Here is a 10,934-nt window from a genome sequence, read left to right as displayed (position 1 = left end):
AATCAAATCGCTGAAGCGCAAATTGCCTCAAAAGCACTCAACCGCACGACAGCTCTCGGTCGTGCCGCATATGAGCGTGTCTTCTGAGACAAATGGGTTTGGGACAAACTCGCCTAAAACTTGATCCCTGCAACATGGTCGCAGGGTAGCATACACATAGAAAAATCGCACCGGGGATGGCAGGTTTGGTCAAAGATTTGGCAGGACGTGCCAATACCCGAGCAATGCCCGGCGCTACATTCAGCATCATAACGCGCTTCGAAACTCACCAGCGTTTGTCCGGGCGTCAGAGACCCTCCCCGCCTGACGTCCCGGACGCCCCGGTCTCCTTGCCGCCTCCCCCAGCGACCGGGGCCATTTTGCAGTCTTGATGAAGGATGAGAGGATGACACGCCCGCCACTGCCACCCTTTGACGAAACTTCTGCCCGAACCAAGGTTCGGTTGGCAGAAGACGGGTGGAACAGCCGCAATCCTGAAAAGGTTGCCGCCGCCTACACGCCAGACTGCGAATGGCGCAATCGGACTGAGATATTCAAGGGCCGCGAAAAAATCGTGGAATTCCTGACCCGCAAGTGGGCGCGCGAGTTGGATTACCGGTTGATCAAGGGCCTCTGGGCCTTTCACGACAACCGGATCGCGGTGCGCTTTGCCTACGAGTACCACGACGACAGCGGCACCTGGTTTCGCGCCTATGGCAACGAAAACTGGGAGTTCGCACCGGACGGTTTGATGCAAAGACGCATCGCGTCGATCAATGAACTTCCGATCACAGAAAGCCAACGCTTACTGAGATGGACCTCTGCGTCCCGTCCCGAAGGTCACCCCGGCCTGACTGAACTCGATTTATGAAAGGCAAGAACCATGCCGAACGCTTATGCCAACATCGGATTTACGCCCAGTGTGCGTAGAGAACAAAAACGTTTCGGGTCCGCCGACGCCTATGCACGGGTCTTGTCGCCAGATCGTCACGATGGCAGCGAACTGACCGCCCGCGAGGCCGAATTCCTGACCGCACGAGACGGCATCTATCAGGCGACGGCTTCCGAAACAGGCTGGCCTTACGTCCAGTTCAGGGGTGGTGCCCCCGGCTTTATCAAGGTCATCGACCAAAGGACGATCGGGTACGCGGATTTCCGAGGCAACCAGCAATATATCAGCGTGGGAAACCTGCGCCATGATGACCGTGTGTCGATAATCGCGCTGGATTACCCGCGCCGGAAACGCCTAAAGCTCTGGGGCCACGCGCAAATCGTCGAAGACGCCGATGTCATCGGTCTTCTGCATGATGGAACAGGTCCCAAGGTGGAGCGTGGTATCGTCATCCGCGTCGCGGCCTTTGACTGGAATTGTCCGCAGCACATTCCCATCCGCCTCACCGATGCCGAACGGGACAACGAGATCGCGCAATTGCGTACGCGCATCAAGACGCTGGAAAATCGATTGAATGAAACCGCCCCGGTCACACAGGAAGCTGGGCTCCCGGAATAGACGCTCAATCCAACGCGCTCTTGGATTGGGTGGTTCAGCAGGTCATGTTGGTATATCATCCTGGGCCATGCCAAGCGTGACAAATGCATTCGCGCGCACGATGGCCAAGGCAGCCGGGATGACGCTGACAGACGACGGTGCGTTGATCTCCGACGGTGCCGTTTTGCATCGTATTCGTCCCCTCGAAAACGGCAGGCTCCAGGACATCGACTATTTCAACCTGACCGAATGGATCCGCACCAATCACCCAGACGAAATTGCGCTCATCAGGGCATATGCAGAGCTGATCCAGACGGACGATCTTGGCGTACTCGGCTTGGCCATCAAGACGGCCCCGACCCTTCGTGCGTCGCTGCAACGGGTCGAGCGCTATTACCGGCTGGTCACCGACACGGCAGTTTTCCATCTGGACGAGACGGGCGATCCCGCTTTTCTTGCTATCGTTGGTCAAACCGCGGACCATCCCGTTCGGGCCTTCCGCAATGAGACCGCATTGGCCGGATTTGCTGTAAACATGAGGCGGATCGTAGGGAGTGAACTCCCATTTGAATTTGTCTCTTTCCGTCATGCCTGCCGAAGCGATGCGGATCGCTATGCAGAGCATTTCGGCTGCCCGGTCAGGTTCGACGCTAATCGTGACGCAATCGCCTTCGATCCTGCCACGCTCTCTTTGCCGAACCGCCTGGGCGACCCGGCGGTCTCGGATTTCCTTACAGCACATCTGGAGACCGAAATCCGTTCGATCGCGGACACACCATCGCTTGCAAACACGCTGGTCCGCCGCCTGACCCCCGCGCTCAGCAACGGATTGCCGCAGGCAGCACAGATCGCGCGCGAAATCGGGCTGAGTGAACGCACGCTCTATCGCCGCCTTGCCGATGAGGGGCTGACCTTTCGCGATGTGCTGGGGCAAGCGCAATCCGCGCTTGCGCAGGAACTGCTGCGCGACGGCGACGCCTCGATTTCCGAGATCGCCTTTCTAACCGGCTTTTCCGAACAAAGCACTTTCAGCCGCGCTTTCAAGCGTTGGGTTGGACAGGCCCCGGCGCAGTTCAGGCAAAACTCCTCAAACACCTGATTGGTCCCAGACCAGACTGTGGCAGGTACGGCCATGACCTTGGCAGGACGGGCCAATACCTGACGCGGTCTGATGCCTAACTTCTTTCCAAAGATCAACGGAACCTGCTGCCCCGCCTAACGGACGGACGGCATTTTCCCCAACAGGAAAGGACTTTGGCATGAACGAAGACACAAGCTTTTGGCATCAGCCTGCATCCCGGCAGGGCATCGGCGGTCCCGGCGAGGCCCGCAAGACTACATCATCCGGATTGAAAGACATGACGGGCCTGATCCTGGCTGCCATCGCAGCCGCGCTTCTCGCAGGCTTGCTGGTTTTGCCCATCACGATGCCGGGCAAAGCCCGTCTTTGGGCAGATGCAGATTTACCACCCTCACCCTTTGGCCCGACGACCTTGGTAACGCGCCATATGTCTGTTCAGGCCTGAATCCAGCCCAACCGAACCATCCTCCCGACGGTGCGCAAAAAATAGGCGTTCCGCCAACAACCAAGCAAAGGAGCTTTGCCATGACCAACCACGAACACCACCACACGGACGGCTGCGGCTGCGATGTGACCCCCGAACGGGTCGACATGGCACGCCGTCGCCTGATGGCCGGCGCAGCCGGTGCGGCCGCAGCCGGTGCGGCGGCCATCACCGGCACAACCGCCACAGCCGCCACCGATGAGGCACGCGCGTATTATGCCGATCCCGAAACCCCCGGCCTGCCGCAGATCGACATGGATATCGTCCCCGGTCGCACCGCCCTTGTGGTAACAGACCCCCAGATCGACTTCCTGTCCGAGGACGGCGTGACCTGGGGTGTTGTCGGCGAAAGCGTGACCGAACAGGGCACTGTGGACAACATCGAAAAGCTGTTCATCGCCGCCAAGGCGGCCGACATGCCGGTGTTCATCTCGCCCCACTACTACTACCCGCACGACCACAACTGGAATTTCGAAGGCACGCTGGAAGCGACGATGCACGCCATCGGCATGTTCGACCGGCTCGGGCCCCTCAACCTCGACAACTTCGAAGGCTCCGGTGCCGACTGGATGCCGCAATACAAGAAATACATCGAGGACGGCAAAACCGTCGTCTGCTTGCCACACAAGGTTTACAGCCCGGCGCAGAACGACCTGAACCTGCAAATGCGCAAGCGCGGCATCGACAAGGTGATCCTTGCGGGCATGTCCGCGAACCTTTGCACCCAGGCACACCTCTATGAGCTGCTTGAGCTTGGCTACGAAGTCGCGGTGGTCCGTGACGCTACGGCTGGCGCCAAAGTGCCCGAGGGCGACGGTTACCTCGCTGCCATCATCAATTTCCGCATGGTCGCCAACGGCGTCTGGTGGACGGATGAGGCTGTCGAGCGGATCGGCAACTCGGCCTGACGCCGCATTCTCCGGAGGAAACCGCAATGAGCTTCGGACGCATTTTTCCCGGTGTAGCGACCGCATGGTCGCTGCTCCTCACCCCGGCTGTTCCACGGCTGGAAACCAACCCCCAAGAAACCCGAAAGGAAAAACCATGACCTACAAACAGATACTCCCCACCATGGCGACCGCGTTGTCGCTTGTGCTTGCCACAGCCGCGTTTGCTGCGGACGAATACAACGTCTCCAACGGCCTGACGCTGAACGGCAATCCGCTCGGTATGCATGGCAATGACCCTGTCTCCATGTTCCAGGGCGCAGACCCGGCGCAGGGAGACGCGGCCTTTACCTCATCCCACGACGGCATCGACTACTACTTCACCACAGCCGAATCGCAGTCCATGTTCGACGCTGATCCCGCAGCCTACCTGCCGCAATTCGGAGGTTTCTGCGCCTTTGGTGTCTTCGCCGGCAAGAAGCTGGATGGTGACGTGCGTTATGCGGATATTGTCGACGGTAAGCTCTATCTCTTCGTCAACGCCGCGATCCTCGAGAAATACCTCGAAGATCCGCAGCCGGTTATCGCCGGGGCCAACGAAAAATGGCCCGGTATCCTGAATACCCCGGTGAGCGATCTCTGATCCAGGCAACCAAGAAACTATGGCGGCTCGCGCATTTGCCCGGGTCGCCCGCCTCTTACATGGCAACCGGCGCGAGAAACATCGCCCCCAACCAAAGGAGAAAACCATGACGACCCTGCTTCGCATTGACGCCAGCGCTCAACAGCAAGACCGTTCCCTGACGCGCATGCTGACAACGTTGTTCACAACCGAATTTCTGCACGCCAATCCGGACGCAAAGGTGATTGTCCGCGATATCGGGCAGGACCCGGTTCCGGCGATTGATCACCGCTTTATCCACGCAGCCTTTACCCCGCCCGAAGAGCGCGAAGACTGGATGACCGACCGGCTGGCACTTTCGGATGCGCTGATCGACGAGGTTGTGGCTGCGGATATCATCGTAATGGGCGCTCCGATGTACAATTACGGGATGCCTGCCGCATTGAAAGGTTGGATTGATCACATTGCAAGGATCGGCCGGACATTCTCGTTCGATCTGGCGCGTGGCGACTTCCCGATCGAACCGATCCTGCAGGGCAAGCACCTGGTCGTGCTTTCGTCGCGTGGCGAGTTCGGATTTGAACCCGGCGGGCCACGGGCGCACTTGAATGCACTGGACCCCGCAATTGCGGCCTGCGCCCATTACTTCGGCGTCGACACTGCGAACATCCAGACGATCGCTATTGAATATCAGGAATTCAAGGACGCACGGCATGACCGTTCGGTCACCGCCGCGAAAGAGGCGACGCGCACACTGGCACAGCAGTTTGGCAGGTCTGCCAAACAAACGATTTCTCACCTGACTGACCAATCCAGAAACAAGGACAAAACAATGAAAGACTTTCCGACGCATACGCTCGATTCCGCTCCCGCAAATGCAAAACCGATCCTTCAAGCCGCCCTGAAAGGGTACGGCTTTGTGCCCAACCTATACGCAACCATGGCGGAAGCACCGACCATCCTTGAGGGCTACACAACTCTGTCGGCCATTTTCGGCAAAACGCATCTGTCGGAAACCGAGCGTCAGATCATCCTGATGACCAACAACCGACTGAACGGCTGCAAATACTGCATGGCTGCCCATACCACGCTGTCGCAAATGGGCGGGGTGCCGGACGATGTCATCGCGGCCCTGCGCAATGATACCCCCATCGCCGACGAGAAGCTGGAAGCTCTGCGCCAGTTTGCGGTTGTAATCAACGAAAGCCGTGGGTGGCCCACAGACGCGCAGATCGAACATTTTCTGCAGGCCGGGTACACCCGACAAACCGTGCTAGAGGTTATTCTTGGCACGGCGCTGAAAACCCTGTCGAACTACACCAACCATATTGCTGAAACGGATCTGGACCCGGCATTCGTGGCCAATGCGTGGCCCGCGTCCTCTGCGCAGGCAGCGGAATAACTTTCCGCGACGAACCTGAAATCAAAGACAGGAAGCGGGGCACCGACACAATGTCGCTGTTGCCCCGACTTTTTGACGGGACCGGCGAAAAAGACTGCCTTTTGAATGACGGTTTCACACGATTTTCGGACCTTCGTGCATGTTGCAGCATTAGGCAGTTTGGGCTCTCCGGTAGCGTTCGCCGCACTGGTGCCGAAAAACAATCAACCAAACCCTGAAAGGATATCCCCATGTCACCTGATACAAACTACAGCGCGCTCATTATGCGTCTCTCACTCGGCGCAGTGTTACTTGCCCACGGTATGTTGAAACTTCTCGTTTTTACCGTACCCGGCACAGTCGGCTATTTCGCCAGCCTCGGCCTACCACCCATCGCAGCCCATCTGACAATCTACGGCGAAATTCTTGGTGGAACAGCACTACTGATCGGCGTTTATGCACGTTTGGTCGCTCTCGCCGCGCTCCCACTGCTATTGGGCACGGTCTGGGTGCATTCGGCAAACGGGTGGCTCTTCAGCAGCGAAGGCGGCGGTTGGGAGTTCCCACTTCTTCTTGTGGTGATGGCGATAGCGGTCGTTGCACAGGGAGCTGGGCCGTTTGCAGTCAAACGCTTTCAGGTCCTGGACAGCACAATGCCGCCATTTTTTCGAGCATGATCACGCGCGGCGATGGCTTATTTGACGGCGGCTACCGCCGCCGTCTTGGCAAGCGCTAGGTTTGAGCCTGCGTATTACTGGGCGCGTGGCGCAACAGTTGTCACCGTTGTCGGCCTGCATGCACCAGAACAATCCCCTGCCGCAGCCTAAAATCCAACCTTGATCAAATGTGGCCCTTCCTCATGCACGAAGGGCTGCCCCTTTCCGGAGAAGATCCAGATGCAACCCACCGTCACTCTTTATACCAAGGACTACTGCCCGGTTCTGATGGAGTGGACATCCCCTGATCTCTCTTCTGATAGGTTTGGGAGATGGAAGTCATCAGGAGGTCAGTAGAATGGAAAATGTGGATCTTGTCGGCATAGACTTGGCGAAGAATGTATTTCAACTTCACGGCTGTAGCTCAACCGGTGAGGTAATTTTCCGAAAACAGCTTAGACGTAACAAATTGCTTCCGTTCATTTCTGAGCTGCCGCCGTGCACCATTGCGATGGAAGCGTGCTCAGGGAGCCACTACTGGGGACGGGAATTTGAATCACTCGGCCATATGGTTCGTTTGATCCCGCCAAAATATGTGAAGCCATTTGTAAAACGCTCCAAGAGTGATGCGATCGACGCCGAGGCCATTTGCGAAGCGGCATTGCGCCCAACGATGCGGTTCGTGCAAATCAGGAGCGAAGACAATCAGGCAGCAGCTCTCGCTTTCAGAGCGCGGGATCTCTTGGTCCGGCAACGTACACAGATCATAAATTCCCTGCGCGGCCATCTTTCCGAGTTCGGCTTTGTTGTGGCGAAAGGCCCGACACATGTCAGCAAGCTTGTTTCTGCTATCGAAGATGGGAGCGTCGAGCTGCCTGAGATCTCGCGACCACTCCTGAGCATATTGGTAGATACTCTTGAGGCCTTGAATGCCCGTATCAGACAATTAGAAACGCAGATTGCACAGCGTGCGAAGGAAGACGAAACCTCACGCAGACTGACAACTATCCCTGGAATAGGCCCTATCATCGCGACAGCGATCGCAGCCTTGGCACCTCCGGCTTCAACATTCAAACGGGGCCGCGATTTTGCAGCATGGCTGGGCCTAACGCCACTCCAACATTCGACTGGTGGCAAGCAACGACTGGGGCGAACGTCTAAGATGGGAAATCGAACGCTGCGACGCCTCCTCATTATTGGAGCCAGTGCCGTGGTGAGATGGGCAGAGCGCAAAGGGGCTATTCCGGGTTCCTGGCTTGCAAGGATGCTGGAGCGCAAGCCTCCCATGCTGATACGAGTGGCACTGGCCAACAAGATGGCACGTATCGCCGGTAGTGTCGCAAAGATTCCGCCGAGCCGAAGGTAGCTCTTGTGCTGGACACACCTATCCAGCGAGTGCTGCGAACTGACCGAAGCCAGACTGCTCTGACTGGTCAAACTGACCTTTCCGGATCATGTGTGCTACTTCAATCCCCGCAAGAGTAGCCGAAGCTGAATTCAGCGATTTGAAGGTCTGCATCGGCCGGGTAAGTTTCTTGATGAAACGGTGATCCTGTTCAATGATGTTGTTAAGATATTTCGTTCGCCGGACAGTGATCAACCAACACCAGCCGCACATCACGAGCAAGCAATTCATATTGAATAGTCCCGCCGTGTTCGAGCCGCTCTTGTCGATGACAACCTTGTCCGGCCAGCCGCTGTTGGCGATCGCTTTCACAAAAAACGCAGTAGCGGCGGCTTCGTCGCGACGCTCAGACAGCATGAAATCAAGGGTTTTTCCTTCCTTGTCGATCGCGCGGTACAAATATGTCCACGCGCCCTTAACTTTGACGTAGGTTTCATCCATTCGCCAAGATTGGCCGGTGGGGGCTTTCCGGCGATGCGCTTCTTCGGCAATCGCGCCTGCGTATTTCTCGACCCACCGGTTGAGTGTCGCATGATCCAAATCGACACCGCGTTCGGCCATGATTTCTTCGAGGTCGCGATACGAAACGGGAAAGCGAACATAGAAATACACGGCGTATAGGATCACGGATTTCGGGTAGTGCGCGCCTTTGAAACTGATCAACTCTTCAATCCTGACTGAGGCTCGGGAAAATGGGAGGTCTCGCTCGACGCGCCAGGCGACGCAACTCAATTCCGAAACTTTGCGACACTACCAGTTCGCGGCCTTGGCAGGATAAATGTGTCCAGCAAAACACATGCGTTTAGCCTGCGGAGATATTTGCGACACAACCGAATAAGTAGCTCGGTCACACGATCTCTGCAACACTGCCCCCCAAGAACCTTGATCGGTACGTAGCGATGCTACAGAATTGAATGACGTGCATTCTACTTGGGGAATGTCGGGTTTGACAAGATTGGATATTTCGGTGGATCAAGACTTAGAGACTGGGAGATACGAGAGAACACTTTGCGTTCTCGTACGAGGATGGACTAACTCCGACGATTGGCTCCTCAAGTACACAATGAACAGTGATAAGGGTGGTGAAATCACTGCGGAATTCGAGGCGTTCGTCAAGGAAACCCTACCGGGTGTTAAAATTCTAAGAGCAGAACTTCCGATGCATACCTTCTCCACCACTTCCCCGGAAGATTTGGTGGAAATGCTGCTATTGCAAATAGACGAAACATTTGAAGCTGGAAGGTATGACAGTATCAAGTTTATAGCTTTTAGTTCGGGTGCTCCGATCGCCCGATACGCCTTAATGAAGGCCTATGGCGTCGATCCGAATGGAAAAATCTCCACTTGCACGGCACGCAAATGGACCGGTCCGGGAATCCAGATCAGAGTTGTGAATTTAGCGGGAATCTTGCAGGGGTGGAAGTTCTCTACCGCAATGCCTGCACATGTGCGGTTCCTGGCTCTTCCAATCTCTTTTCTTACCTCGGTGGTCTGCCTTCTCTGGTATCAAAAAAGGCCATTCATTTTGCAACAAAAACATGGCGCCTGCTTCATTGTTACTGGGCAACTCATGCAACTTGCGTTGCGGGATCTGACTGATGACGAATCTCTTCCATTTGAACAAATTAATTTTCTGGGAACGCGCGATGAGTACATTTCGCCAGCAGATTGTATCGAGTTGAACAGCAATAAGTCTTCGATCTTCGTCGAAGTGCCTTCAACCAACCACCTACAGATGCTTAAGGTTGATGACGCAAATTCGGAAAACGAAGAGGATATTAAGCTTAGACAGACACGCCGGAAATATTTTGCGCGGGCACTTACGGAATCGTTTCCGAACCTGGCAGCGGATCGCGAATATTCGGCAATCGATGACGATGTGAATGATTACTTTGATGAACTCGATCGTCCGCATATTGAGTCCACATCAGAATTAAACCGTCAGGTAGAACATGCTGTCATTGTACTTCATGGTATTAGGGATAATGGATTTTGGACAAAACGAGTCGCTCGGAAGCTAAAAGAAGGTGGTGGGGTCAGACCATTGCTCAGGGTGCCGTCTCCAAGTTACGGCTTCTTTTCTCTCCTGGACTTTGTGAGAAAGAATGTGAGGACTCGACAAGCCCAATGGCTACTCAAACAATATGTTGAAGTGCGAGAGTGTTATCCAAATGCAAAAATCAGCTTTGTCGGCCACTCAAACGGAACCTACTTGGCGAAGTCTGCGATGGAACAGTGCACCGCAGTGCGTTTCGAGCGGATAGTATTTGCAGGAAGTGTAGTTCGCACAGATCTTGATTGGGCAATGTTCTCGGGGCAGATCAATTCCGGCGTGCTAAACCTAATGGGTCAGAACGATCGGGTCGTCGCTTTGTTGCCCGGTGCGATGGAGCGGCTTGGGCTTAGGTTTCTGGATGTAGGTGGTGCGGGCTTCTCCGGGTTCAATGACGTCGGGCGGCGCGGAATGAACGTGCAAAACGTTAGGATTTCTGGCGGACACGGAGCTGGGATCAGCGAGCATAGTTGGGAAAAAATCACGAAGTTCATTCAAGACGGTACGGTGCCAATTGACACGATACCAATTGACACGGACAACCAGCCGAACCTTCTGGGGCGGTTTGCCCCAATACTGTTCCTGCTTTGCCTCGCAGCCGCTAGCGGCTTGCTTTTCGGTCTATTCAGGCTCATCGGTACCGACAGCTTCATGTCGGCAATTTTTCTTCTGGTCGTTGGATGGCTAGTTTTTAAGATACTTCGCCAGTTCTGACTGGTTCGCACTTTATGGCCTAACTGGCCCCCGACCGTGATAGTGTGGATATATATGGACCCCGCCTAATTGCAACGGTCTGCTTGGTTCTGGTTTCGAGGTCGCGATTGCTGATGTATATCCGGCTTCTAAGGGCGGCCCGATATATCGTAGCCGCGAGCCCCGATGGATTTCCGCTTGCTT

11 protein-coding genes are annotated in these 10,934 nt (G+C 55.7%); 10 read left to right on the top strand and 1 reads right to left on the bottom strand.

What is annotated here, in order from left to right; all coding sequences use genetic code 11:
- Positions 1-385 precede the first annotated feature (385 nt).
- From ABJO75_RS27885 to ABJO75_RS27845, 9 genes are all read left to right on the top strand, one after another.
- Positions 386-850, top strand: a complete 465-nt coding sequence (locus tag ABJO75_RS27885) for a nuclear transport factor 2 family protein (RefSeq protein WP_348130754.1) — start codon at positions 386-388, stop codon at positions 848-850.
- 12 nt (positions 851-862) lie between these two features.
- On the top strand, positions 863-1,489 hold the full coding sequence (locus ABJO75_RS27880) for a pyridoxamine 5'-phosphate oxidase family protein (protein ID WP_348130752.1): 627 nt from the start codon (positions 863-865) through the stop codon (positions 1,487-1,489).
- Positions 1,490-1,607: 118 nt separating this feature from the next.
- The gene (locus ABJO75_RS27875) at positions 1,608-2,567 is read left to right on the top strand and encodes an AraC family transcriptional regulator ligand-binding domain-containing protein (RefSeq protein WP_348130749.1); all 960 of its coding nucleotides are present in this window, start codon (positions 1,608-1,610) and stop codon (positions 2,565-2,567) included.
- A 160-nt stretch (positions 2,568-2,727) separates the two neighbouring features.
- Complete coding sequence (locus tag ABJO75_RS27870) at positions 2,728-2,994, top strand: hypothetical protein (RefSeq protein ID WP_348130747.1); 267 nt, start codon at positions 2,728-2,730, stop codon at positions 2,992-2,994.
- Between the two features lie 80 nt (positions 2,995-3,074).
- The gene (locus tag ABJO75_RS27865; protein ID WP_348130744.1) at positions 3,075-3,941 is read left to right on the top strand and encodes a cysteine hydrolase; all 867 of its coding nucleotides are present in this window, start codon (positions 3,075-3,077) and stop codon (positions 3,939-3,941) included.
- A 136-nt stretch (positions 3,942-4,077) separates the two neighbouring features.
- Positions 4,078-4,563 carry a YHS domain-containing (seleno)protein gene (locus ABJO75_RS27860; protein WP_348130741.1) on the top strand — a complete coding sequence of 162 codons (486 nt, stop codon included), beginning with the start codon at positions 4,078-4,080 and terminating at the stop codon, positions 4,561-4,563.
- 106 nt (positions 4,564-4,669) lie between these two features.
- On the top strand, positions 4,670-5,944 hold the full coding sequence (locus ABJO75_RS27855) for an NAD(P)H-dependent oxidoreductase (protein WP_348130738.1): 1,275 nt from the start codon (positions 4,670-4,672) through the stop codon (positions 5,942-5,944).
- A gap of 230 nt (positions 5,945-6,174) precedes the next feature.
- Positions 6,175-6,600: a DoxX family protein gene (locus ABJO75_RS27850; RefSeq protein ID WP_348130735.1), complete on the top strand. Its 426-nt coding sequence runs from the start codon at positions 6,175-6,177 to the stop codon at positions 6,598-6,600.
- 337 nt (positions 6,601-6,937) lie between these two features.
- Positions 6,938-7,945: an IS110 family transposase gene (locus ABJO75_RS27845; protein ID WP_348130733.1), complete on the top strand. Its 1,008-nt coding sequence runs from the start codon at positions 6,938-6,940 to the stop codon at positions 7,943-7,945.
- 18 nt (positions 7,946-7,963) lie between these two features.
- Here the strand turns inward: ABJO75_RS27845 and ABJO75_RS27840 are convergent, their stop codons facing one another.
- Positions 7,964-8,647, bottom strand: coding sequence for an IS6 family transposase (locus ABJO75_RS27840; protein WP_348414004.1), 684 nt, complete (start codon positions 8,645-8,647; stop codon positions 7,964-7,966).
- A gap of 400 nt (positions 8,648-9,047) precedes the next feature.
- Here ABJO75_RS27840 and ABJO75_RS27835 point away from each other — a divergent pair, with 400 nt between their 5' ends.
- Complete coding sequence (locus tag ABJO75_RS27835; RefSeq protein WP_348132287.1) at positions 9,048-10,751, top strand: hypothetical protein; 1,704 nt, start codon at positions 9,048-9,050, stop codon at positions 10,749-10,751.
- Positions 10,752-10,934: the final 183 nt, after the last annotated feature.

It is taken from the genome of Sedimentitalea sp., from assembly GCF_039973035.1.
Lineage (GTDB): Bacteria > Pseudomonadota > Alphaproteobacteria > Rhodobacterales > Rhodobacteraceae > Sedimentitalea.
This window is presented reverse-complemented; position numbering and strand designations above follow the sequence as displayed.

Excerpts from the sequence above, each read along its gene's own strand:
- ABJO75_RS27835 (WP_348132287.1), top strand. The coding sequence starts at position 9,048 with ATGAACAGTGATAAGGGTGGTGAAATCACTGCGGAATTCGAGGCGTTC.
- ABJO75_RS27885 (WP_348130754.1), top strand. The coding sequence starts at position 386 with ATGACACGCCCGCCACTGCCACCCTTTGACGAAACTTCTGCCCGAACC.
- ABJO75_RS27875 (WP_348130749.1), top strand. The coding sequence starts at position 1,608 with ATGACGCTGACAGACGACGGTGCGTTGATCTCCGACGGTGCCGTTTTG.
- ABJO75_RS27880 (WP_348130752.1), top strand. The coding sequence starts at position 863 with ATGCCGAACGCTTATGCCAACATCGGATTTACGCCCAGTGTGCGTAGA.
- ABJO75_RS27865 (WP_348130744.1), top strand. The coding sequence starts at position 3,075 with ATGACCAACCACGAACACCACCACACGGACGGCTGCGGCTGCGATGTG.
- ABJO75_RS27870 (WP_348130747.1), top strand. The coding sequence starts at position 2,728 with ATGAACGAAGACACAAGCTTTTGGCATCAGCCTGCATCCCGGCAGGGC.
- ABJO75_RS27860 (WP_348130741.1), top strand. The coding sequence starts at position 4,078 with ATGACCTACAAACAGATACTCCCCACCATGGCGACCGCGTTGTCGCTT.
- ABJO75_RS27855 (WP_348130738.1), top strand. The coding sequence starts at position 4,670 with ATGACGACCCTGCTTCGCATTGACGCCAGCGCTCAACAGCAAGACCGT.
- ABJO75_RS27845 (WP_348130733.1), top strand. The coding sequence starts at position 6,938 with ATGGAAAATGTGGATCTTGTCGGCATAGACTTGGCGAAGAATGTATTT.
- ABJO75_RS27850 (WP_348130735.1), top strand. The coding sequence starts at position 6,175 with ATGTCACCTGATACAAACTACAGCGCGCTCATTATGCGTCTCTCACTC.